This window comes from Oceanibaculum nanhaiense (assembly GCF_002148795.1).
Taxonomy (GTDB): domain Bacteria; phylum Pseudomonadota; class Alphaproteobacteria; order Oceanibaculales; family Oceanibaculaceae; genus Oceanibaculum; species Oceanibaculum nanhaiense.
In genome coordinates, this window is record NZ_MPOB01000005.1 from 1 (window position 1) to 22,617 (window position 22,617).

The 22,617-nt window shown below is 65.2% G+C and carries 25 protein-coding genes and 1 tRNA gene; 18 read left to right on the plus strand and 8 right to left on the minus strand.

From position 1 onward, the window contains the following. A partial coding sequence (locus BKM74_RS09700) for a tail fiber protein (RefSeq protein ID WP_086465522.1) occupies positions 1 to 891 on the plus strand: 891 nt, incomplete at its 5' end. A gap of 111 nt (positions 892 to 1,002) precedes the next feature. Here the strand turns inward: BKM74_RS09700 and BKM74_RS09705 are convergent. From BKM74_RS09705 to BKM74_RS09715, 3 genes are all read right to left on the minus strand, one after another. Continuing rightward, positions 1,003 to 1,079 (minus strand) — tRNA-Arg (locus tag BKM74_RS09705). Between the two features lie 99 nt (positions 1,080 to 1,178). Continuing rightward, complete coding sequence (locus tag BKM74_RS09710; RefSeq protein WP_245825894.1) at positions 1,179 to 2,114, minus strand: alpha/beta fold hydrolase; 936 nt, start codon at positions 2,112 to 2,114, stop codon at positions 1,179 to 1,181. Positions 2,115 to 2,284: 170 nt separating this feature from the next. Further along, on the minus strand, positions 2,285 to 3,292 hold the full coding sequence (locus tag BKM74_RS09715; protein ID WP_086465524.1) for an ABC transporter ATP-binding protein: 1,008 nt from the start codon (positions 3,290 to 3,292) through the stop codon (positions 2,285 to 2,287). Positions 3,293 to 3,398: 106 nt separating this feature from the next. On the opposite strand from BKM74_RS09715, the gene BKM74_RS09720 reads away from it, so the two are divergent. Then, the gene (locus tag BKM74_RS09720) at positions 3,399 to 3,590 is read left to right on the plus strand and encodes a zinc-finger domain-containing protein (protein WP_407668685.1); all 192 of its coding nucleotides are present in this window, start codon (positions 3,399 to 3,401) and stop codon (positions 3,588 to 3,590) included. Positions 3,591 to 3,609: 19 nt separating this feature from the next. Here the strand turns inward: BKM74_RS09720 and BKM74_RS18730 are convergent, their stop codons facing one another. Beyond that, positions 3,610 to 3,783 carry a hypothetical protein gene (locus BKM74_RS18730; RefSeq protein ID WP_176342478.1) on the minus strand — a complete coding sequence of 58 codons (174 nt, stop codon included), beginning with the start codon at positions 3,781 to 3,783 and terminating at the stop codon, positions 3,610 to 3,612. 76 nt (positions 3,784 to 3,859) lie between these two features. Then, positions 3,860 to 4,123, minus strand: a complete 264-nt coding sequence (locus BKM74_RS09730) for a DUF3253 domain-containing protein (protein WP_086465527.1) — start codon at positions 4,121 to 4,123, stop codon at positions 3,860 to 3,862. A gap of 50 nt (positions 4,124 to 4,173) precedes the next feature. On the opposite strand from BKM74_RS09730, the gene BKM74_RS09735 reads away from it, so the two are divergent. Next, positions 4,174 to 4,866: an NnrU family protein gene (locus BKM74_RS09735; RefSeq protein ID WP_086465528.1), complete on the plus strand. Its 693-nt coding sequence runs from the start codon at positions 4,174 to 4,176 to the stop codon at positions 4,864 to 4,866. On the opposite strand, the gene BKM74_RS09740 is transcribed toward BKM74_RS09735, so the two are convergent. Continuing rightward, positions 4,836 to 5,396, minus strand: a complete 561-nt coding sequence (locus BKM74_RS09740) for a PAS domain-containing protein (protein ID WP_086465529.1) — start codon at positions 5,394 to 5,396, stop codon at positions 4,836 to 4,838. The two genes, BKM74_RS09735 and BKM74_RS09740, sit on opposite strands and share 31 nt — an antisense overlap. Before the next feature lie 100 nt (positions 5,397 to 5,496). After that, a complete protein-coding gene (locus tag BKM74_RS09745; protein WP_086465530.1) occupies positions 5,497 to 6,708 on the minus strand; it encodes an argininosuccinate synthase in 1,212 nt (403 codons plus the stop codon). A 230-nt stretch (positions 6,709 to 6,938) separates the two neighbouring features. Between BKM74_RS09745 and BKM74_RS09750 the strand changes: the two genes are divergently transcribed. The 13 genes from BKM74_RS09750 to fzlA all read left to right on the plus strand — a co-directional run bounded on the left by BKM74_RS09750 (position 6,939) and on the right by fzlA (position 17,245). Then, positions 6,939 to 8,237: an ABC transporter substrate-binding protein gene (locus BKM74_RS09750; protein WP_086465531.1), complete on the plus strand. Its 1,299-nt coding sequence runs from the start codon at positions 6,939 to 6,941 to the stop codon at positions 8,235 to 8,237. A gap of 59 nt (positions 8,238 to 8,296) precedes the next feature. After that, positions 8,297 to 9,052, plus strand: coding sequence for an ABC transporter ATP-binding protein (locus BKM74_RS09755; RefSeq protein WP_086465532.1), 756 nt, complete (start codon positions 8,297 to 8,299; stop codon positions 9,050 to 9,052). Beyond that, the gene (locus BKM74_RS09760; RefSeq protein ID WP_086465533.1) at positions 9,045 to 9,749 is read left to right on the plus strand and encodes an ABC transporter ATP-binding protein; all 705 of its coding nucleotides are present in this window, start codon (positions 9,045 to 9,047) and stop codon (positions 9,747 to 9,749) included. Before BKM74_RS09755 ends, BKM74_RS09760 begins: the two co-directional genes overlap by 8 nt. 16 nt (positions 9,750 to 9,765) lie before the next feature. After that, positions 9,766 to 10,635 (plus strand): branched-chain amino acid ABC transporter permease, encoded by an 870-nt coding sequence (locus BKM74_RS09765; RefSeq protein WP_086465534.1) that lies wholly within the window; start codon positions 9,766 to 9,768, stop codon positions 10,633 to 10,635. Position 10,636: 1 nt separating this feature from the next. Then, positions 10,637 to 11,632, plus strand: a complete 996-nt coding sequence (locus BKM74_RS09770) for a branched-chain amino acid ABC transporter permease (protein ID WP_086465535.1) — start codon at positions 10,637 to 10,639, stop codon at positions 11,630 to 11,632. Positions 11,633 to 11,672: 40 nt separating this feature from the next. Next, complete coding sequence (locus BKM74_RS09775; RefSeq protein WP_086465536.1) at positions 11,673 to 11,864, plus strand: type II toxin-antitoxin system HicA family toxin; 192 nt, start codon at positions 11,673 to 11,675, stop codon at positions 11,862 to 11,864. A 4-nt stretch (positions 11,865 to 11,868) separates the two neighbouring features. Next, complete coding sequence (locus BKM74_RS09780; RefSeq protein ID WP_086465537.1) at positions 11,869 to 12,252, plus strand: type II toxin-antitoxin system HicB family antitoxin; 384 nt, start codon at positions 11,869 to 11,871, stop codon at positions 12,250 to 12,252. A gap of 51 nt (positions 12,253 to 12,303) precedes the next feature. Then, positions 12,304 to 13,299, plus strand: coding sequence for a sodium-dependent bicarbonate transport family permease (locus tag BKM74_RS09785; RefSeq protein WP_086465538.1), 996 nt, complete (start codon positions 12,304 to 12,306; stop codon positions 13,297 to 13,299). A gap of 13 nt (positions 13,300 to 13,312) precedes the next feature. Then, on the plus strand, positions 13,313 to 13,633 hold the full coding sequence (locus BKM74_RS09790; protein ID WP_086465539.1) for a DUF190 domain-containing protein: 321 nt from the start codon (positions 13,313 to 13,315) through the stop codon (positions 13,631 to 13,633). Further along, a complete protein-coding gene (locus BKM74_RS09795) occupies positions 13,633 to 14,415 on the plus strand; it encodes a creatininase family protein (RefSeq protein ID WP_086465540.1) in 783 nt (260 codons plus the stop codon). The genes BKM74_RS09790 and BKM74_RS09795 overlap by 1 nt, the downstream gene beginning before the upstream one ends. 18 nt (positions 14,416 to 14,433) lie before the next feature. Further along, positions 14,434 to 15,222: a 2-(1,2-epoxy-1,2-dihydrophenyl)acetyl-CoA isomerase PaaG gene (gene paaG / locus BKM74_RS09800; protein WP_086465541.1), complete on the plus strand. Its 789-nt coding sequence runs from the start codon at positions 14,434 to 14,436 to the stop codon at positions 15,220 to 15,222. Positions 15,223 to 15,300: 78 nt separating this feature from the next. Beyond that, entirely contained in the window at positions 15,301 to 16,485 is a 1,185-nt protein-coding gene (locus BKM74_RS09805; RefSeq protein WP_086465542.1) for a pyridoxal phosphate-dependent aminotransferase, read from the plus strand. Between the two features lie 79 nt (positions 16,486 to 16,564). Further along, complete coding sequence (gene fzlA / locus BKM74_RS09810; protein WP_086465543.1) at positions 16,565 to 17,245, plus strand: FtsZ-binding protein FzlA; 681 nt, start codon at positions 16,565 to 16,567, stop codon at positions 17,243 to 17,245. 3 nt (positions 17,246 to 17,248) lie between these two features. On the opposite strand, the gene BKM74_RS09815 is transcribed toward fzlA, so the two are convergent. Continuing rightward, positions 17,249 to 18,052 carry a tetratricopeptide repeat protein gene (locus tag BKM74_RS09815; RefSeq protein WP_086465544.1) on the minus strand — a complete coding sequence of 268 codons (804 nt, stop codon included), beginning with the start codon at positions 18,050 to 18,052 and terminating at the stop codon, positions 17,249 to 17,251. A gap of 427 nt (positions 18,053 to 18,479) precedes the next feature. Here BKM74_RS09815 and BKM74_RS09820 point away from each other — a divergent pair, with 427 nt between their 5' ends. Both BKM74_RS09820 and BKM74_RS09825 read left to right on the plus strand, forming a co-directional pair. Further along, positions 18,480 to 21,983, plus strand: coding sequence for an indolepyruvate ferredoxin oxidoreductase family protein (locus BKM74_RS09820; protein WP_086465545.1), 3,504 nt, complete (start codon positions 18,480 to 18,482; stop codon positions 21,981 to 21,983). 69 nt (positions 21,984 to 22,052) lie between these two features. Then, complete coding sequence (locus tag BKM74_RS09825) at positions 22,053 to 22,616, plus strand: tetratricopeptide repeat protein (protein WP_086465546.1); 564 nt, start codon at positions 22,053 to 22,055, stop codon at positions 22,614 to 22,616. The last annotated feature ends 1 nt before the right edge of the window (position 22,617 follow it).

The following is a 22,617-nucleotide window of genomic DNA, read 5'->3' on the forward strand; positions in this document are numbered from 1 at the left end:
ACGCGCGGGCAGGCGGAATTCGAAGCAGCAGCCCTGCGGCGTGTTCTCCGTCAGGACGATATCCCCGCCATGGGCCCCTACGCATTGCCAAGCCCCAGTTCCACGCCGACGGTGTTCGATCCGGGCTTCCTGGCGACAGTTGGTGGCAGCGGTGGCACCACGGCGGACGCGCACGAGAACATGATGCCGACCATGGCGCTGAACTACATCCAGGCACAGAATGGCTATTTCCCTGATCGCTACGACGGTGATGTTGTCTGTAAGGTTTTTGGCGAACTGGATGATGCCTATGTCGGAGAAATCCGCCTTGCCTGCCTGCCCTTCACGCCGGATGGCTGGCTGCCCTGCGATGGCCGGCTGCTGCCAATGCCCAGCCAAAGCGATCAAAGGATGGCGATGCTTTTCACGATACTGGGCTGGAATTTCGGCGGCAGCGTCAATGACAAGACATTCGGCACCCCCAATCTGGGTTCCACGGCGGTGATGGGCATTGGCCAGGGGGCTGGCCTCAGCAACCGGACGCTGGGCCAGACGGCAGGCGACGCGAGCGTTACACTGCAGATCAACGAGCTGCCGCCGCATTCGCACAGCTTTACCGGCTATGTTCCGCCGGATTCCGGCGACCTGTTGCCGGGACCGCGGCAGGGCGTGGCCCTGGCCTACAGCCCCGGACAACGGCTTTTTTCCAATGCCGATCCGGATGGCAGCATGGCCCCGCAATCCATCGGCGAAACCGGCGGCGGGGAGGCTCATGAGAACCGGCAGCCCGGCCTGACGCTCGCCTATTTCATCTGCTACAAGGGCGTGTATCCGATGCGCAGCGGCCAGGAGCATGAAAGCGAGGCCGCCGCGATCGAGGCCGCGCTGGCGGCAGCGGGAATTGCGGTCTGATTACGGGCTGTCAGCACAGGTTTACCAAGGGCGGGCTACCCCACACCGTGGTCCTTGGGGCAGCGCCCTGATCCAGTTCGTTCGCAGTTACAGTCTGAATGGGAGGGAAAGTGGTGCACCCGACAGGATTCGAACCTGTGACCCCTGCCTTCGGAGGGCAGTACTCTATCCAGCTGAGCTACGGGTGCATCCGGTGCCAACCTTGCAAAGCAGAGGCGGCCATCATTTTGCGAGGCGCACCATAGGCGAAACCGCGTGGCGATGCAAATAGGGAAGAAGGGGGCGGCTCACGAAGCCGGTGCCGCGCTCCGCTGCGCCCCGCACAGGCTGTCGGGCCAGCCGTCCGGTGCTTCGCTGCCCGATGGCAGGGGCGCCTCCCAGTCCTCCAGCCAGGCCATCACGTCACGCAGCACGACAGGCCCGTTCAGGTCGCGCAGCAACATGTGCCAGCCCTCGGGATAGAGCGCCATGCGCGGCTGGTTCGGGGCCTGCGCCCAGTCGCGGTCGAGCAGCCGGCACAGCGGCTGGGCCGGGACGATCTGGTCGTGCTGGCCATACAGGATGAGGCTGGGCACGGCGGTCGGCGGGCCGGCCTCCAGCGCCGCATCCATCAGATTCACAAGGCCCCAGATCGCTTCAATGCGGGTCTCTTTCACCACCAGCGGGTCGCGACCCAGGCGGCGCAGCATGTCGAGATGATCGGAGGCCCAGCGCTTCAGACCGCGCCCGGTCAGCGTCATCCAGGGCACGGTATGGGCGCCCAGCCACAGCGCGGCGCGCTGGTAGAACGGCATGGTGGCGCGGCCCCAGACGGCGGGGGCGACGAGGATCGCGCGGTCGGCCGCCGGCGGCATCGGCGCCGCCAGCGCCGACAACACGACGGCACCGCCCATGCTGACGCCCAGCAGCGTGACCGGCGCGCCGGGGTGCTGCGTGCGCACCAGGTCGGTCATCTGCTTCAGATCGCCGGTCAGGCGCGCCGTTCCGGCCCAGCGGCCGCGGGAGGGCGCCTGGCCGAAGCCGCGCTGATCATAGGCATAGACCGCCTGGCCGGAGGCGGCCAGCAGCGGCCCCGCAGTGGCGAAGGCGTTGCGGTAGTCGTTGAAGCCGTGCAGCGCGAGGATGACGCCCTGCACCGGCTGTCCGGCCGGCAGCCAGCGCGTATAGGGCAGTTCCGCCCCGTCCGGCATGCGGGCCGCGCCCTGCGTTTCGGCGACGGGCAATGTGTTTGGCGGCGCGAGGGCGTTACCCGTTACCGGTAGGGCGTGCAGTGTGGGTTCGGTTGAAGCTCCGCCCGGCAGGGTGGCGATTCCGGGCGTGCAGGCAGTCATGAAAAGCACAGGCAGAAGCGCGAGAAAGGGCAGGATCGCGCGCATCAGCATTGGCTTTCCGGTCAGGCCGCCGTGGCCGGCTTGCGCTGTCCCGAACCCTTACTGGCGGTCAGCTGCAGGAAAATATCCTCGAGATCGGTTTCCTCGGTCGAGAGATCGGCCACGGCCAATTTGCTGGCGGCCAGCGCGTCCAGAATGTCGCCGATGCGGATACGGCTCGGCCGGTATTGCAGCACCAGCAGCCGACCGCCTTCCTGCAATTCGGGCTCGAAGGGGCTAAGCGCCGGCGGCACCATCGCCACCGGCTCGGCCAGCGTGATCTTCAGCGTCTTGCCATCGATCCGGCGCAGCAGCGTTTCCTTGCTCTCGCAGGCGACCAGCTTGCCATGGTTGATGATGGCGATGCGGTCGCACAGCTCCTCGGCTTCTTCCAGATAATGCGTGGTGATGACCACCGTCACACCTTCGCGGTTCAGCTTGCGCACCTCGTTCCACAGCTGCTGGCGCAGTTCGATATCGACGCCGGCGGTGGGTTCGTCCAGCACCAGCACCGGCGGGTTATGCACCATCGCCTTGCCGACCAGTAGGCGCCGGCGCATGCCGCCCGACAGGCTGCGCGCATAGGCGTCCGCCTTGTCGGTCAGGCCGATGCGGGCCAGGATCTCGTCGGTGCGGCGCTCGGCTTTCGGCACGCCATACATGCCGGCCTGGATGTCCAGCGCCTCGCGCGCGGTGAAGAAGGCATCGAGGTTCAGCTCCTGCGGCACCACGCCGATGGCGCTGGCCGCCTGGCGCGGATGGGCGTCGATGTCGATGCCCCAGATGCGCGCGCTGCCCTCGGTCTTGCGCACCAGCCCGGCCAGGATGTTGATGAGCGTCGATTTGCCGGCGCCGTTCGGTCCCAGCAGGGCGAACAGGCTGCCGCGCGGCACGGCGAGATCGACATGGTCGAGCGCCAGCTTCTCGCCCGATTTGCCACGGTAAAGCTTGGTCAGGCCCGATATCTCGATGGCATTCTCGGGGGCATTCTCGGGCTGATCTGTCGGCTTGCGGTCGGCGGAAACCGTCATCGGGTCACTCGGTTGTTGATCGCGGGGCGGCAATGGGTATCATCCGGCGAGCGAATGGGCAAATCATCGGGCCTTAGCCAGGCCTCGGAGTAGGCGGAACATGAACATGGCGACGACCATGCAGCCTGTCGAGACCATCGACGTAACGGAAACCCGCGTGGCCTGCGATGGCGGCGGCGGGGCGCTGGGACATCCGCGGGTTTTTCTCAACCTTGGCGCGGATGGCAAGGTGGACTGCCCCTATTGCGGCCGCCGCTTCCAGATGAAGGCCGGAGCCAAGCCGCACGCCGGTCACTGAACCGCGGCATCCGCCCTTTCTAGAAGCCCGCTGTCGCGCAGAACGCGACCCAGAGCTGCTCCAGCAGCGCGCTTTCGGCTGCGTAGGGCAGGGCCAGCAGCCCGATCACGGCAAAGACCAGGAACACGGACAGCTGCACCAACGCCGTCGTCGAAACGCGATGGGTCGAGATGCGCTGTTTCGGTTGTTCCATGCCGTTCGTGCCTTTGCTCATGGCCTGTAGATTAGCATTGTTGGGCAGAATTCAAAGCTCAGGCCAGATTCAAAGCTCAGGCGATGGGCCGGCGCAGCCGGATCACGCCGCGCACCTCGTCGGGCGCCACCGGCTTGCCCTTGCGCAGAATCTCGATCTCGCCGGATTCCGCCATCTGGATGGCGACGCGCCTTGTCTCGCTCATGAGGCGGTTCCAGTCTTCCGGCCGGACGGCGCGCGCGGCCTCCGTCGGGCAGATCGATTTGCCCGGTCCGCGCGCCTCGGTCAGCGTCAGGATTTCCTCCCGCAGCCTTGCGCGCAAATCCTTCGTTTCGGCCATGTCCGTTCCCGTTATCGCTGCTGTAATCGGTTTACAGTATAGTCCATGCCATGACCGGATCGATCGAGACTCTTTTCGTCGCTGCCGTGACCTTTGTCGGGGCGCATTTCCTGCTGGCCAGCCAGCCGGTCCGCGCCGGCGTCGTGCAGGCCATCGGCGAGCGCGGCTTCATGATCGCCTATTCCGCCATCTCGGGCGCACTGTTCGTCTGGATGCTGCTCGCCTATGGTGCAGCACCTTACGTCGATGTCTGGTATCCCGCACCCTGGACGCGGCATGTCGTCTTCACGATCATGCCGTTCTCCGTGCTGCTGGTGGTGCTGGGCTATCTGACCCCGAACCCGACCGCGCTGGGCGGCGAGCGGGCCTTCGAGGCGCCCGACCCGGCGCCGGGCATCTTTCGCATCACCCGCCATCCGGTGATGTGGGGTATCGGCCTGTGGGCGCTGTCGCATCTGGCGGCGAATGGCGATCAGGCCAGCATCGTGCTGTTTGCCGGGCTGGCGATCCTGGCCTTTGGCGGCATGGTTGCGGTCGATGCCAAGCGCGCGCGGAAGATGGGGGCGAAATGGGGGCCGCTGGCGATGACCACCTCTATCCTGCCCTTCATGGCGATTCTGGAGGGCCGCACGCGGTTCGACTGGGCGGGCATCGGCTGGCGCCGTGTCGGCATTGCGCTGGCCGGCTTCCTGCTGTTGCTGCTGGGCCACCCTTATTTCGCCGGCGTCTCGCTGGTCCACTGAGTGTGAGGGATCGCGGTCCGGGTGATCGGCGGATCGCCGTTCGGTGCGGTCCTCGGAATGGGATCGAAACGGTAGAGGGTCGCGCCGAAGATGAAGCGCGGCTCTGCATCGCCGTCCAGCAGCGGCAGCACCAGCCTTTCGCCGGTCGCCGACAGGCCGTATTCGCTCATCCGATAGACGAAGCCCTGCATGTGCAGGATTGTCGGCGTTCCGCCATCGAGACCCAGAACGTCACGGTATAGCGGCTGAATGCGGGCCAGGGCCTGCGGCGACAGGAATTCGTCCATATAGCGCCCGAAGGCAATGCCCGGATGCACGCGCCGGATTTCCTCGCCCGACAGCCGGTAGAGGAAGCGGTCCTGCGCTGGCTCGTACTGCACCAGCCAGACATTGGGCAGAAGCCGCGGGAAATCCACGGGGTCGATATCGGCCCGATAGGGGATGCTCCTGTCGCGGCGCTTGTCCTGCCAGTAATCGGCAAGCCGCACCAGACGCGGGTCCTGTATATGGCTGAGGTCGGTGCGCAGCATGGGTTTCAGCGTCCCCAAGGCTGGCCGGACCGGCCAGCCATCGTGAAAAGGCAGGCCCGGCTTCCTGTCTGGAAGAGAATACCGGGCCTGCCTTTCATGGTCAGCCGCGGGCGTTCTTAGCGAGGCGCAGCCGCAGCGCGTTCAGCTTGATGAAGCCCTGCGCGTCGCGCTGGTCATAGACCGTGTCTTCCTCGAAGGTGACATGCGCGGCGCTGTACAGGCTGAACGGCGACTTGCGCCCGACCACATCGACATTGCCCTTGTAGAGCTTCAGCCGCACGGTGCCGCTGACATATTTCTGCGAGGCGTCGATGGCGGCCTGGATCATTTCGCGCTCCGGCGAGAACCAGTAGCCATTGTAGATGAGCTCGGCATAGCGCGGCATCAGCTCATCCTTCAGATGCGCCTGGCCGCGATCCAGCGTGATGCTCTCGATGCCGCGATGGGCCGCCAGCAGGATGGTGCCGCCCGGCGTCTCGTAGATACCGCGCGACTTCATGCCGACATAGCGGTTCTCGACCAGGTCGAGGCGGCCGATGCCGTTCTTGCCGCCCAACTCGTTCAGCTTGGTCAGCAGTTCGGCCGGGCTCAGCTTCACGCCGTCGATGGCGACCGCGTCGCCCTTCTCGAACTCGACCTCGATATAGGTCGGCTTGTCCGGGGCCTTCTCGGGATCGACGGTGCGGGAATAGACATAGTCGGGTGCCTCTTCCCACGGGTCTTCCAGTACCTTGCCCTCGGCCGAGATGTGCAGCAGGTTCGCATCGACCGAGAACGGCGCCTCGCCGCGCTTGTCCTTGGCGATGGGAATCTGGTTCTTCTCGGCATAGTCGATCAGCTTGGTGCGGGAATTCAGGTCCCACTCGCGCCAGGGGGCGATCACCTTGATGTCCGGCTTCAGCGCGTAATAGGCAAGCTCGAAGCGCACCTGGTCGTTGCCCTTGCCGGTGGCGCCATGGGCGACGGCATCGGCACCGACCTGCTCGGCGATTTCGATCTGGCGCTTGGAGATCAGCGGCCGGGCGATCGAGGTGCCAAGCAGGTACAGCCCTTCATAAAGGGCGTTGGCGCGGAACATCGGGAAGACGAAATCGCGCACGAATTCCTCGCGCAGATCGTCGATGAAGATTTCCTTCACCCCCATCATCTCGGCCTTCTTTCGGGCCGGCTCCAGCTCTTCGCCCTGGCCGAGATCGGCGGTGAAGGTCACCACCTCGCAATTATAGGCATCCTGCAGCCAGCGCAGGATCACCGAAGTATCCAGGCCGCCGGAATAGGCCAGTACGACCTTCTTGATAGTCTTGTCCGCCATGGGAAACGCGCCTTCTGACGTAGATTAGGGGGATGCGGAAGTCGCCGGGAGTATAGGCAAAAGCCGATGCCCGGCAAGAGGCGATCAACGCGCTTTATGACGCATGAACGGGTACTATGAGCGTTCCCTTCTGTATTCGGCGTTGACAACCCCTTCCCCCGTCGGGAACATGTTGCGCATAAACTAAATAAGCGAACCCGAAAACGGGTCGCAACATGGGAGGAATAACGATGACCCTGCACAACAGGATGAAGGGCTATTGCGTGGGCGCCGTCGCGGCGGTCGCGTTGCTCGCCGCAGCCCCGGCCCAGGCCGATATCAAGATTGGCGTGATCTTCGACTATACCGGCCCGTTCGCGGCCGGCGGGTCGCAGGCCGCCGCCATCGGCACCAAGTCGGCCATCGACATCATCAATGAGCGCGGCGGTGTCGAGGGCCACAAGATCGTGGCCACCTACGCCGACGCGCAGTCCAAGGCCGAAGTGGCGATCAACGAGATGACCCGCCTGCTGGAACAGGAGAAGGTCGATCTCATCATGGGCGTGTTCTCCAGCGCGCACTGCGTGCCGATGGCCCAGCGCGTCGATCAGCTGAAGAAGTTCATGTGGGCGAATGTCTGCGTCGCCTCGTCCGTGTTCAAGGGCAAGAACCTGCAATATGCCTTCCGCGCCCAGGTCCATTCCGACCAGTTCGGCGCGGCGTCGTGCATCTTCACCCATGAGAACGCCAAGGCGAAGTTGGGCAAGGACCCGAAGGACGTGCGCATCGCCATCATTTATGAGGATGGCCCCTATGGCGCCGGCGTCGCCTCGGGCAATGAGGCGAAGTGCAAGGAACTCGGCATGAACATCGTGCTGAAGGAAGGCTATGCCGCGACCGCGCCCGACCTCTCCAGCCTGGTCACCAAGCTGCGTCGCGAGCGGCCGGACGTCATCCTGCACACCGGCTATAACCCGGATATCACCCTGTTCCTGCGCCAGGCGCGTGAGCTGGGCCTGAAATGGAGCGCGCTGATCGGCCATGGCGCCGGCTACGGCCAGATCGACAAGCTGCGCGAGGCCTTCGGCGACGACGCCAATTACATCTTCAATGTCGATCCGGTGGCGGCCCAGCTGCTCGACCCGAAAACACTGGCCCCGGGCCTGGGCGATGTGACCGCCGAGATGGTGAAGCGCTACAAGGCCGAGACAAAGGCCGACCAGGTGCCGCCGCACACCTCCCAGGGCTTCAACCAGACCTGGATCTTCCTGACCGACGTGCTGCCGCGCGCGATCAAGAAGTATGGCGGCTTCGATCCCGAGGCACTGCGTAAGGCCGCCCTCGATACCGACATTCCGGTCGGCGGCACGATCCAGGGCTATGGCGTGAAGTTCTTCGGGCCGGGCACCGAGATGGCGGGCCAGAACGAGCGCTCCAGCCCGGTCGTCATGCAGTACATCGATGGCGACACCAAGGTGGTCTGGCCGGCGGCGATCAAGACGGTCGATCCGGTGCTGCCGCTGCCGAAGGGGCATGTGTACGCCCGCTGAGGCATTACACGACCTGCTTTCACCAGAGTTCGGATTTCCGTGGCAACGGCGGATGAATCATGCTGACCGTGTCTAACCTTACCAAGCGGTTCGGTGGGTTCACCGCCGTTGACCAAGTGTCCTTCAGTCTGGAGCAGGGTGAAATATTGGGGCTGATCGGCCCCAATGGTTCCGGCAAGAGTACGACCTTCAACCTGATCGCCGGCACGCTGGCCCCGAGCGAGGGCAGCATCAGCTTCCTGGGGCAGGATATCGGCGGCCAGCGGCCGATGGATGTCTGTCATCTGGGCATCGCCCGCACCTTCCAGATTCCGCGGCCCTTCAAGCGGCTGTCGATCCTGGAGAATGTCGCGGTCGCTGCCTATTACGGCCAGAATGGCCGGGTCTCGCGCCAGCAGGCCTGGGCGCAGGCGGAGGAGGCGCTGGGGCTCGTCAACCTGCCGACCGATGCGAAGGCGCCGGTCGATGGGCTGGGTGCGGCGGGGCTGAAAAAGCTGGAGCTGGCCCGCGCGCTGGCGACCCAGCCGAAGCTGCTGCTGGCCGATGAAAGCCTGGGCGGTCTCGACGAGCAGGAGATGGACCAGGCGGCCGACATGCTGAGCATGATCCGCCGCGAGAAGAACATCACCATTATCTGGGTGGAACACATCATGGGCGTGCTGATGCGCGTCGTGGACCGGGTGATGGTGCTCGACCACGGCGAGAAGATTTCCGAAGGGCTGCCGCGCGAGGTCGCGACCGACCCCAGGGTGGTGGAGGTCTATCTCGGCTCCGAGCAGGTCGAGATCGCGGAGACGGGAGAGGCCCGTGCTTGAACTTGCCAATGTCTCCGCCGGCTACGGCACGTTCCAGGCGCTGTTCGATGTCAGCCTCCAGGTGAAGGCCGGCGAGGCGGTGGCCGTTATAGGCCCGAATGGCGCCGGCAAGACGACGCTGCTGCGCGTCATCTCGAAGCTGATCGATATCGAGAAGGGCGATATCACCATGGAAGGGGCGTCGCTGCGTGACGTCGCCCCCTTCAAGGTGATCGAGATGGGCATTTCGCATGTGCCCGAGCATCGCCGCCTGTTTCCCCGCCTGACGGTGGAGGAGAATCTGCGCATGGGTGCCTACATTCCTTCCGCCCGGGCGCATTTCAGGGATCGGCTGGATTTCGTCTATTCGCTGTTCCCGCGCATGAAGGAACGGCGCGACCAGCTGGCCGGCACCATGTCGGGCGGCGAGCAGCAGATGTGCGCCATCGGCCGCGGGCTGATGAGCGGGCCGAAGCTCTTGCTGCTGGACGAACCCTCCGCCGGCCTCGCCCCGGTTATCGTGCAGCAGGTCTTCGAGCTGGTGCAGCGCATCCGGCAGGAAGGCTTCACCGTGCTGATCGTCGAGCAGAACATCCAGCAGGTGCTGCGGGTCGTGGACCGCGCTTACCTGCTGGAGGTCGGTCGCATCAAGCTGTCCGGCAATGCACAGGAACTGCTGGCCAGCGAAGAAATTCGCAAGGCCTATATCGGGCTTTAGAGGGAAGGCACGGGCGATGGAAATCTTCGATATCTTCCTTCTGGAAGCAATTCTGAACGGCATTCTGCTGGGCGGGGTGCTGGCGCTGCTGGCGCTGGGCCTGAATCTCGTCTTCGGCGTCATTGACGTGGTCTGGATCTGCTACGCCGAGCTGGTAATGATCGGCATGTATGCGGTCTATTGGCTGTTCGCCTATTACGGCGTGCCGATCCTGCCGGCCTTCCTGGGCGGCATCGTCGTGGTCGCCGCGTCTGGCGCGCTGCTGCATTACCTTGTCATAAGGCCGATCCTGGGGGCGGCGCCGATCAACCAGCTGCTGGTGACCGGCGGCGTGCTGTTCTTTCTGCAGGCGCTGGCGACGCTGGTGTTCGGCGTGGAGTTCCGCAATATCGGGCTGCGCCTGCCGGTGCTGGAATTCGCCGATATGTATTTCAGCTTCGCCCGCGTGCTGGCCTTCGTGACGGCGCTGGCCGGCATGGTAGCGCTCTATCTGTTCCTCACGCGCACCTATATCGGCACCGCGATCCGCGCCATCAGCCAGGACCGCGAGATCATGCCGCTGATGGGGGTGAATCCGCAGCGCGTCTATCTGATGACATCGGCCATCGGCGGCGGGCTGGCCGGCCTGTCGGCCTGCCTGCTGGTGCTGCAATATGACGTGCATCCCGCCATCGGCCTCAGCTTCGGGCCGATCACCTTCATGATCTGCGTCATGGGCGGTCTCGGCAATATGATCGGCGGTTTCGTCGCCGCCTTCATCTTCAGCCAGTTCATCTCCATCGGCGGGTTCTTCTTCGCCATCGAGTGGGGCTATGTGATCGCCTTCGCCTTCTTCATCCTGATGATGTTCCTGAAGCCGCAAGGCATCCTGTCGAGGAGGCGCTGAGATGCCGCGTATCCTGCCCTGGCTGATCGCCGTCGCGGTGCTTGCCACCATCCCGTTTCTCGGGCTGGGCAATTACTATCTGCATCTGCTGATCACCATCCTGATCTGGGGCTTCATCTATACCAGCTGGTCGCTGATGGGCCGGTTCGGGCTGGTGTCGCTCGGTCATGGCGCCTTTCTCGGTATCGGCGCCTATACGGTGACGCTGCTGTGGAACGATGCCGGCCTGTCGCCCTGGATCGGTATCCCGATCGCCATGGTGTTCGCCGGGATTGTGGCGGTGCTGATCGGCTATCCCTGTTTCCGCTTCCGCATCGTCGGGCATTATTTCGCGCTGGTGACACTGGCGCTCAGCGAGGTGGTGCGTCTGACCATTGTGGCCTTGCGCGACACTACGGGCGGATCGCTGGGCATAACGCCCCGCTCGGCGGATACGCCGAATTCGCTGATGGCGCTGCAGTTTTCCGACAAGGAGACGTTCTTTTACATCGCCCTGGCGGTGTGGCTGTTCGGCCTGTGGATATGGAAGCTGGTGGACCGGTCGATGGCGCGCTATGCGCTGGAGGCGATCTCCGAGGAGGAGGATGCGTCCGCCTCGCTCGGCATGAATGTGACCCGCACCAAGCTCACCATCACGGTCGTGAGCGCCATGATGACCGCGCTGGGCGGCGTGCTTTATGCGCAGTACCAGCTCTATATCAACCCGGAAACCATGTCGGGCATCGCCATCAGTCTGCAGATCGTGTTCGCGGTCATCGCCGGCGGCATGTATGTGCAGCTTGGGCCAACGGTGGGCGCGGTCTTCACCCTGATGCTGGCGGAATCGCTGCGCATCCTGGTCGGGCACGATGTGCACGGGCTGGACGGCACGATCTACGGTTTGCTGCTGGTGCTGTTCATCATCTTCATGCCGAAGGGCATCCTTGGCGCGCTGCTGAGCTGGTGGGAAAAGCGCGGCGATTCCCGCGAGCAGGCGAAGCCCGCCCCGGCGGAGTGAGGCTTCACAGACTCTTGCGCGTGTGTGATAATACACACATATGGATAGCCGTGAGATCATCGCCGCATTGGAAGCTGCGGGCTGGCGTCATAAGCGCACGACGGGCAGCCACTGGCATTTCTGGCATGAGGAATTTCGCCGGCTGGTGACGGTGCCGCATCCGAAGCGGGACATGCCCATCGGCACGGTGAAGGCGATCGAACGGCAAAGCGGCGTGAAGCTGACGAGGTGACGGGATGACCTCTTATGTGGCCTATCTGCGCAAGGATAAGGGAAGCGACTACGGAGTCGAATTTCCCGATGTGCCCGGCTGCGTGACCGCCGGGCACAGCATCGAGGAAGCGAAGGCCATGGCCGCCGAGGCGCTGGCCGGCCATCTGCAGATGCTGCTGGACGAAGGGTTGCCGGTTCCGGCGCCGTCGGACATGGACATGCTGGCCGGCGACCCGCACCGGGGCGATGCCGTCATGCTGCTCGTCGAGGTCTCGCCCGATCTGCTGAAGGCGGAACGGGTGAATGTGATGATACCCCGTCATCTGCTGGGCCGCATTGATGCGGCGAGCGGCGGCAACCGCAGCCGGTTCCTGGCGGAAGCCGCCGAGGAGAAGCTCGCGGGTTAACCGGCCAGTTGCTCTTGATTTGCGGCTGATTGCAGGGCAGCTATAGCGGCCATGGACGTGCTCTTCGCTGCCGCTTTCGGCAACCTCCTCTCCCCGCTGGTCCTGAGCTTCGTGCTCGGTCTGGTGGCTGGCCTCGTGAAATCCGACCTCGACATGCCCGAGGCGGTGGGCAAGGCCATTGCCATCTACCTCATGCTGGCCATCGGCATGAAGGGCGGGGTGGAGATGGCGCAGGCCGGTGTTGGCCTTGCCATCCTGCCGGCGCTGCTGGCGGCCTTGCTGCTCAGCTTCGGCATGCCGTACATCGCCTATCCGCTGCTGCGCCGCCTGGCCGGCGCGGACCGGGTGAACGCCGCTGCCGTGGCGGCGCATTACGGCTCGGTCAGCATCGTCACCTTCGTTGCCGCGACGCAGATGCTGGCGCGCGACGGGATCGGCTATGAGGGCTATCTGGTCGCCATGCTGGCGGTGATGGAGACGCCGGCGATCATCGCCGGACTGCTGCTGGCCGGTCGCGCGCTGGCGCTGGAAGGCGATCCGGCGGCGGGGCCGGATCACGGCGACCGCCGCGAATTGCTGCGCGAGGTGCTGGCCAATGGTTCGGTCATGCTGCTGGTTGGCGGTTTCTTCATTGGTTGGATCAGCGGCGGCGACGGCTATGCCGCGGTGAAACCCTTCTTCGACGCGCCCTTCAAGGGCGTGCTTTGCCTGTTCCTGCTGGAAATGGGGCTGCTGGTTTCGCGCCGGGTCTCCGGCTTCCAGATGCTGCGGCCCGGGCTTATCGCCTTTGGTCTCTACATGCCGCTGATCGGCGCCGTGCTGGGCCTGTGTGTCGCCTGGATGCTTGGTCTTTCAGTCGGCGGCGGCACGCTGCTGGTGACGCTGGCGGCCAGTGCTTCCTACATCGCCGTACCGGCGGCAATGCGTCTGGCCCTGCCGCAGGCCGATCCCTCGCTCTATGTTACCCTGTCGCTGGGGGTGACATTCCCCTTCAACCTGATCGTCGGCATCCCGCTCTATGGCGCGATGGCCCGGCTGATCCTCTGACGCGAAGGCCGCCATGACCGACGAATTGCCGACACACAGGAAAAAGAAGGTCGAGATCGTGGTCGAGGTGGCGCGCGCCCCGCGCATCCTGCGGATGCTAACGGAGAAGGGGGCGACCGGCTATACGGTGGTGCCCAATCTCGGCGGCAAGGGGCGGCGCGGCATGCGCGGCGGTGCCGATGTGGTGCAGGTGTTCGACAATGTGATGATCATCGCGGTCACCACCGAGGAGATCGCCCGCGCCATCCTCACCGAATCGCAAAGCCTGCTGAAGGATTATGTCGGCATCGTCTATATGTCCGATGTCGAGGTGGTCCGGGACGAGCATTTCTGATGGCGGGCCGCTACTGGCGCGATCTTTCGACCGCCGATATCGCGGCCCTCGACAGGGCGCGCGCCATCGCCGTGCTGCCGGTGGCAGCCATCGAACAGCACGGACCGCACCTGCCGCTGTCGGTCGATGCCGATCTGAATGCCGGCATCCTGGCGCGGGCGCTGGCGCAGCTGCCGGCCGATCTGCCGGTGCTGGCCCTGCCGATGCAGGAGATCGGCAAGAGCAACGAGCATCAGGCCTTCCCCGGCACGCTGACGCACTCCGCCGAGGGGCTGATCCGCGGCTGGACGGAAATTGCGGAATCGGTGCACCGCGCCGGCATCCGCAAGCTGGTGATCTTCAATTCGCATGGCGGCCAGCCGCAGATCGTGGAGATCGTCGCGGTCGATCTGCGCGTGCGCCTGTCGATGCTGGTGGTCGGGCTGAACTGGTTCGATCTGGGATTACCTGAAGGACTGTTCCCGGAAGAGGAACTGGCCTATGGCATTCATGGCGGGGCGGTCGAGACCTCGATGATGCTGCATCTGCACCCGGAGAAGGTGCGCCGCGCACTGCTGGCCGATTTTCCCTCGCGCTACCGCGATCTGGCGGCAACGCATCCGCTGGTGCGGCAGACGGGCTTTGCCTGGATGACGCAGGATCTGAACGCCAGCGGCGCCATCGGCAATGCGGCGCTGGCCGATACGGAAAAGGGGCGGCGGATCGTCGAACATGCGGCGGAGAGGCTGGCAGCATTGCTGGCGGAAATCGACACGCTGCCCGCCGACCTCTTGAAACAATAACGAAACGGGAGACGCTCCATGGCTGCTTACGAGACCCTGCTGGTCGATGTCGCGGACGGCGTGATGACGATCACGCTGAACCGCCCGGACAAGCTGAATGCCTTCACCTCCGTCATGCTGGCCGAGATGACGGTGGCGCTGGATTCGTCGGAGAAGGAGGAGGCGGTGCGCGCGATCCTGATCACCGGATCGGGGCGCGGCTTCTGCGCCGGGCAGGATCTGGGCGACCGCAAGGTGATCTCCGACGATATCGATCTCGGCGCCTCGCTGGAGGAACGCTATAACCCGCTGGTGAAGCGGCTGCGCGCCCTGCCGAAGCCAGTGGTCTGCGCGGTGAATGGCGTGGCCGCCGGGGCCGGGGCCAATTTCGCGCTGTGCTGCGACATCGTGCTGGCTGCCGAATCCGCCAGCTTCATCCAGGCCTTCGCGCGCATCGGGCTGGTGCCGGATTGCGGCGGCACCTGGCTGCTGCCGCGTCTCGTCGGCCATGCCCGCGCCATGGCACTGGCGCTGACGGCGGAGAAGCTGGAGGCCACGCGCGCCGCCGAGTGGGGGCTGATCTGGAAGGCGCTGCCCGATGCCGAGCTGATGCCGGAGGCGGCGAAACTCGCCCGCCATCTGGCGACCCAGCCGACCAAGGCGCTGGGCCTCATCAAGCAGGCGATCCAGGCCTCAACCGGGCATTCGCTGGACGGCCAGCTCGATCTGGAGCGCGACCTGCAGCGCGAGGCTGGCCGTACCGCCGATTACCGTGAGGGTGTGGCCGCCTTCCTCGCCAAGCGTCCGCCGGCCTTTCAGGGGAAGTAGGGGGCAGGGGAAGTAGGGGTTGCCCCGGCGGGTTTGCCGCCGCATAAGGGCGATACCCGTAATCGACGAGCCTGCAACATGGACCAGATGACACAGATTCCGCCTGCCGGTATCCGCCCCGGCATCCTGCGCTTGGACGATTCACGCATCCGCGAGGTTGCGCATTTCGGCATGAAGCTGGGCGGCGTGGTGCCGCTGTGGTTCGGCGAGCCGGACGAGCCGACTCCGGATTTCATCTGCGAGGCGGCGGCCGAAGCGCTGCGCCAGGGCCATACCTTCTATACGGAGAGCGCCGGCGTGCCGGAACTGCGCGATGCGCTGGCCGAGTATCTGACGCCGCTGTGCGGGCGACCGATCTCGTCCGACCGCATCGTCATCACCGCCTCGGGCATGAATGCCATCCAGATCATTATGCAGTCGCTGGTCGATGCCGGGACCAATGTCGTCACCACCAGCCCGCTCTGGCCGAATTGCGCCGAGACGGTGCGCATTATGGGCGGCGAGGTGCGGCCGGTGCTGCTGTCGATGGGCAATGATGGCTGGCAGCTCGATATCGAGCGGCTGATGGATTCCTGCGATGCGGACACCCGCGCGCTGTTCATCAACTCGCCGAACAACCCGACCGGCTGGGTAATGCCGCGCGACCAGCAGCAGGCATTGCTCGATTTCGCGCGCGAGAAGGGCATCTGGATCATCGCTGACGAGGTCTATGACCGCATGGTGTTCGAGGGTACCCGGGCGCCCTCCTTCCTCGATATTGCGGGCGAGGACGACCCGGTGCTGGTGCTGAACAGCTTCTCCAAATCCTGGAGCATGACCGGCTGGCGCATGGGCTGGATCACCGCCCCGCCCGGCATGATCCCGACGCTGCTGAAGATGAACGAGTTCAATACGGCGTCGGCCGCCACCTTCGCGCAGCATGCCGGTGTGGTGGCGGTGAAACAGGGCGAGCCCTTCATCGCCCGCTCGGTCGCGCGCTACAAACAGGGCCGGGATCTCGTGTTCGACCGGCTCTCGCAGCATCCGCGCGTGCGCATCGTGCAGCCGAAGGGCGCCTTCTACCATTTCTTCGCGGTGGACGGCATGACCGACAGCCTGGATTTCACCAAGCGGCTGGTGGCGGAGCATCGCGTCGGGCTGGCGCCGGGCAGCGCCTTCGGGCCGGGCGGCGAAGGGCATCTGCGGCTCTGTTTCGCCAACAGCTCGGAGATTCTGAATCACTGCCTCGACCGGATCGAGACGATGCTGGACACAGCGCGATAGGTGCCACCCGCAACCATTTCTTGCGTTTTCGCGTTGATTTTACGCAATATGCGGTGGCGCCGCGACGATTCGGGAAGCAATGCGTACCCTCTATCACCTCTGGTTATCCCCCTTCAGCCGCAAGGTTCGCCTGGTCCTCGCCGAGAAGGACCTCGCCTTCGAGATGAGTGTCGAGAAGATCTGGGAAAGACGCCCGGATTTTCTGGCACTAAATCCGGCTGGCCAGGTGCCGGTGCTGATTGATGACGAAGGGCCGGACGGGCCGGTCACGCTCTGCGATTCCGGTGCGATCTGCGAATATCTCGAAGAAGCCTATCCGAAACGCGGGCTGATCCCCGGCATTCCGTCGGAGCGCGCCGAGGTGCGCCGCCTGGTCGCCTGGTTCGACTGCAAGTTCCAGGAGGAAGTGACGCGCAATCTGGTCGGCGAGAAGATCCTGAAGCGCTTCCTGGGGCTGGGCGAGCCGTCCAGCGAGGCGATCCGCGCCGGCCTCACCAACATCCATTACCATCTGGATTATATCGGCTATCTGTGCGAGCGGCGGACCTGGCTGGCCGGCGACCATCTCAGCCTCGCCGATCTGGCGGCGGCGGCGCATCTGTCCTGTGTCGATTATCTCGGCAATGTGCCGTGGGAGGATCATGCCGAGGCGACGGAATGGTATGCGCGGGTGAAGTCCCGTCCGGCCTTTCGCCCGCTGCTGGCCGACCGTATTCCCGGTATTCCGCCGCCCAAACACTACGCCGATCTGGATTTCTGACGGCTACTCGACGCGCACATCCATCGCTTCCAGGTTGAGCCGCGCGGCATCGCCCGCCGGGCCTTCCGAGGTAAGCTTCAGCACCGTCAGGAAATCCTGGCGGGCGGCATTCTTGTCGCCGGCGGCGCGGGCAATCACGCCGCGTTCCAGCAATGCATCCGGATGCTCCGGATCGATGGCCAATGCGCGCTCCACATCGTCGCGGGCGAGATCGAGCTGGTCGAGATAGCGGTAAGTCGAGGCCCGCACCAGCAGCGCATCGATCCGCCTCGGTGACAGGTCGAGGGCGCGGTTCAGATCGTCGATCGCCTCGAAATACTGCTCCAGCGCCACGCGCGACAGCGCCCGATCGATACGCAGATCGACATTGTCCGGGGTGATCTCCAGCGCCTTGTCGCGCGCGCTTGCCGCCTTGCGCTCATCGCCGGCCAGGACCCAGGCGAGGCCTGCCTGGGCCAGCAGTCCGGCTCTGGTCTCCGGGCGCGGGGCGAGGGACTCGTCTCCGGCCACCCGCTCCAGCCGCGTGGCGGCCTCCGCATAATCGCCCAGCTGCAGCAATGAGACCGCGATGCAGTGCTCGGCCGCGCTGCCGCCGCCCTTCTCGAACCAGGCGACGCCGCTGCGGTAGCCATCGGCGGGTGCTTCCTGCGCCAGGCGCATGCAGGCGGCATATTCCGACTCGTGATCGATGGCGGTCTGGCCAGCGGTCTGGGCGAGCGCGGGAAAAGCCAGCGCGGTCAGCACGCCCGCCAGAGGCAGGGCGCGGCGCAGGGAAATTATGAAGCAGACGGGGGGCATGAAGGGCATGGCGAACAGATATGGGGTGCGGCCACTCTCCGCAAGGCCGGATGCGTCAGGCCGGATGGAGCGCCCGCCAGGCGCGCCTGGGGATGCTGCGATGCGGCAACAATATTGTGCATCGCGGGATGGTTTTGATGCGAAATTTCATTGCGGCCAGATGGCCCCATTCGAAAAGCAGGGCAGCTTATCCGGATGCCTAATGAAGGGTTCGTTGCTTTTTTCGCAACCCTGCCTGTGGGCGATTGTCGCAACCCTGCCGGCTCACTACCATCTATTACCAAAGGCAGAAAAGCCGATCCGGTCCCTGGCCGGACGATAATCACACACCGTATCCAGTTGGGCCGGACCCGGCTGGAGCGGACGGGAGGTTCATCCGGGCAAGGCAGGACGTCAGGCGACGTCCCACCCGCAATCGGATGCAGGAGATGATGTCATGACGCTCGCTGCGGTTACCCTCGACGACAAATACACGCTTCAGCAGGGCCGGCTGTACCTGACCGGGACACAGGCGCTGGTGCGCCTGCCGATGATCCAGCGCCAGCGCGATGTGGCAGCGGGGCTGAACACCGGCTGCTTCATCTCCGGCTATCGCGGCTCGCCGCTGGGCGCGCTCGACCAGCAGCTCTGGAAAGCCAAGAAGTTCCTGAAGAACAACCACATCAATTTCCAGCCCGGCGTGAATGAGGAGATGGCGGCCACCGCCATCTGGGGCAGCCAGCAGCTGAACCTGTTCCCCGACGCGCTCTATGACGGCGTGTTCTCCATCTGGTACGGCAAGGGGCCGGGGGTGGACCGCACCGGCGACGTGTTCAAGCATGCCAACAATGCCGGCACCTCGCGCCATGGCGGTGTGCTGGCGCTGCTCGGCGACGATCATGTCTGCAAATCCTCAACCCTGCCGCACCAGTCCGAATTTGCCTGCATCGATGCGATGATGCCGGTGCTGAACCCGGCCGGCATCCAGGAAATCCTGGATTACGGGCTGATTGGCTGGGCGATGTCGCGCTATGCCAGCGTGTGGGTCGGCATGAAGTGCGTGGCCGACACGATGGACAGTTCCGCCTCGGTCGAGGTCGATCCCGACCGGGTACGGATCGTGCTGCCCGAGGGCGTCGAGAGTCCGGAAGGCGGGCTCAGCATTCGCTGGCCGGACGAGCCGATGGCGCAGGAATACCGGCTGCACACCCACAAGATGCCGGCGGTGCTGGCCTTCGCGCGGGCCAACGGGCTGGACCGCATGCTTATCGACAGTGCCGCACCGCGTCTCGGCATCGCCACCACCGGCAAATCCTATCTCGATGTGCGCCAGGCGCTGGACGCGCTGGGCATCGACGAGGCGCGGGCGTCGGCACTCGGCATCCGGCTGTACAAGATCGGCATGCCCTGGCCGCTGGAGCCGGAAGGCGCCGCTGCCTTCGCCGCCGGCCTGCCGGAGATTCTGGTGGTCGAGGAAAAGCGTGGCCTGATCGAACCGCAGCTGAAGGACATTCTCTACGATGTGCCGGCCGACCGCCGGCCGCGCATCCTGGGCAAGCAGGGCGAGGATGGCCGCACCCTGTTCCAGGCGCCGGGCGAGCTGTCGCCGAACCAGATCGCGCTGGCCATCGGCGAGCGGCTGCTGAAACAGGCAGACGATGCCGATCTGCGCGGCCGGGTGATGCGGCTGCGCCAGCAGGAGGCGGGGCTGTCCGCGCCGACCCATGGCTTCAAGCGCACGCCCTATTTCTGCTCCGGCTGCCCGCACAACACCTCGACCCGCGTGCCCGAAGGCAGCCGCGCCATGGCCGGCATCGGCTGCCATTACATGTCGCAATGGATGGACCGCTCGACCGAGACCTTCACCCAGATGGGCGGCGAGGGCGCGCCCTGGATCGGCCAGGCGCCCTTCACGAAGACGCCGCACATCTTCGCCAATCTGGGCGACGGCACCTACAATCATTCCGGCTCTCTGGCGATCCGCGCTGCCGCCGCGGCCGGCGTGAACATCACCTACAAGATCCTGTTCAACGACGCGGTGGCGATGACCGGCGGCCAGCCCGCCGACAGCCATTTCACCGTCGATCAGATCGCCCGGCAGGTGCTGGCCGAGGGCGCGAAGGCGGTGCGTATCGTCACCGACGACCCCGACAAATACCCGCTGAATATCTTCCCGGCCGAGGCGACGATCTCGCATCGAGACGAGCTGGATGCGGTGCAGCGCGATCTGCGCGAGGTGCCGGGCCTCACCGTGCTGATCTACGACCAGACCTGTGCGGCGGAGAAGCGTCGCCGGCGCAAGCGCAAGCTGATGGTCGATCCGCCGAAGCGCGTCTTTATTAACGAGGCGGTGTGCGAAGGCTGCGGCGATTGCGGCGTGCAGTCGAACTGCGTCTCCGTGCTGCCGGTCGAGACCGAATATGGCCGCAAACGCGCCATCGACCAGTCGGCCTGCAACAAGGATTACTCCTGCCTGAAGGGGTTCTGCCCCAGCTTCGTCACCGTGGTCGGCGGCAAGGTGCGCAAGCAGGCGGGCCCAGAGAACAAGGCTGGTAAGGCTGAACAGACCGGCCCGCGTCCGGTGTTCGGCGACCTGCCGGAGCCGATCCTGCCGGCGCTGGATCAGCCCTACAACATCATGATCGGCGGCATCGGCGGTACCGGCGTCGTCACCATCGGCGCGCTGCTCGGCATGGCCGCACATCTGGAGGGCAAGGGCGTCAGCGTGCTCGACATGGCCGGCCTCGCCCAGAAGGGCGGGCAGGTGCTCAGCCATGTCCGCATCGGCGCCACGCCGGGCGATCTGCATGCCGCGCGCATCTCGCATGGCGGCGCCGACCTGATGCTGGGCTGCGACATCGTGGTGTCGGCCAGCGCCGAGGGGTTGGCGACGCTGAATGCCGCGCGCAGCCACGCGGTGGTGAACACGCAGGAGACCATGACCGGCGACTTCACCCGCAATCCGAACCTGGCCTTCCCGGCGGCGAAGCTGCGCGACGCCATCCTGCAGGCGGTCGGCGGGCAGAAGGCGGATTTCGTCGATGCCTCGAAGCTGGCCACCGCGGCGCTCGGTGATTCCATCGCCAGCAACCTGTTCATGCTGGGCTTCGCCTGGCAGCGCGGGCTGGTGCCGGTGACAGCAGAAGCCATCGACAAGGCGATCGAGATGAACGGCGTGGCCATCGCGTTCAACCGCGAGGCCTTCCTGTGGGGCCGCCGCGCCGCGCATGATCTGCCGTCGGTCGAGCGTGTGCTGGCCCCCGCCGAAGCAACCGTGGCGCCGGAACGCAGGATCGCGGCCACGCTGGAGGAGAGGGTGGCAAAGCGCGCCGCCTATCTGACGGCGTATCAGGATGCCGCCTATGCGAAGCGTTACACCGATATGGTGGCGCGTGTCCGTGCGGTGGAGCAGGCGCAGACGCCGGGGCAGGCCGCCCTCACCGAGGCCGTGGCGCGCTATTATCACAAGCTGCTGGCCATCAAGGACGAGTATGAGGTGGCCCGGCTCTATACCGATGGCAGTTTCCAGCGCCAGTTGGCGCAGCAGTTCGAGGGCGATTACAAGCTGGAATTCCATCTGGCGCCGCCGCTGTTCGCCGAGCGCGATCCGCAGACCGGTCACCTTAAGAAGCGCGCCTATGGGCCATGGATGATGGCGGCGTTCCGCACCCTGGCTGGGCTGAAGCGGCTGCGCGGCACCGCCCTCGATATGTTCGGGCGGACCGGGGAACGCCGCATGGAGCGCCGGCTGATCGCCGAGTATGAGGCGCTGCTGGCGGAGATTCTGGAGACTCTCTCGCCGGACAATCACCATCTGGCGGTGGCGCTGGCCAGCCTGCCGGACAAGGTGCGCGGCTACGGCCATGTGAAGGAGGCGAATGTCGCGACGGCGAAGGTCGAGGAGGCGGAACTGCTGGCCGCCTTCCACAAGCCGCAGGCGCCGGCCCAGGCGGCGGAGTAGCGGCCGGCGGAGTAACGGCGGCGTATCGGCCCCCTTGGCGCGGCGGGTTCTGCGACCCATACTCTTCTTATGAAGCGCCTGCTTGCCGCCCTGCTGATCCTGTTCGCCGCTGGTGCCGCACCGGCGCTGGCGACCGGCGCCAATTCGCGGAACGACGCCCGGCTGGAACCGCTGTTCGAGCAGCTGAAGGCCAGCAAGGATCCGGCGGTCGCGCAAATCCTCGAAGCGCAGATCTGGCATATCTGGACCTGGACCAGCAATGAGGACGCGAACATGCTGATGCGCCTCGGCCTCGGCGCCATGGAGCGCAAGGATTTCGAGGCGGCGCTGCTGCATTTCGACGAGCTGGTGGAGATTGCGCCGGATTTCGCCGAGGGCTGGAACAAGCGCGCCACCGTCTATTACCGGCAGGGCAATTTCGCCGCCTCGGTCGCCGATATCGAGCGCGTGCTGGCCATCGAGCCCAAGCATTTCGGCGCGTTGTCCGGCCTCGGCATGATCTATCTGGAGCTGGACGAGAAACGCGGCGCGCTGCGCGCTTTCGAGAAGGCGCGGGACATCCACCCCAACCTGCCGAATGTGGACAGCGTCATCCGCGATCTGCGCCGCGATGTCGAGGGGCGCGGGACGTGAG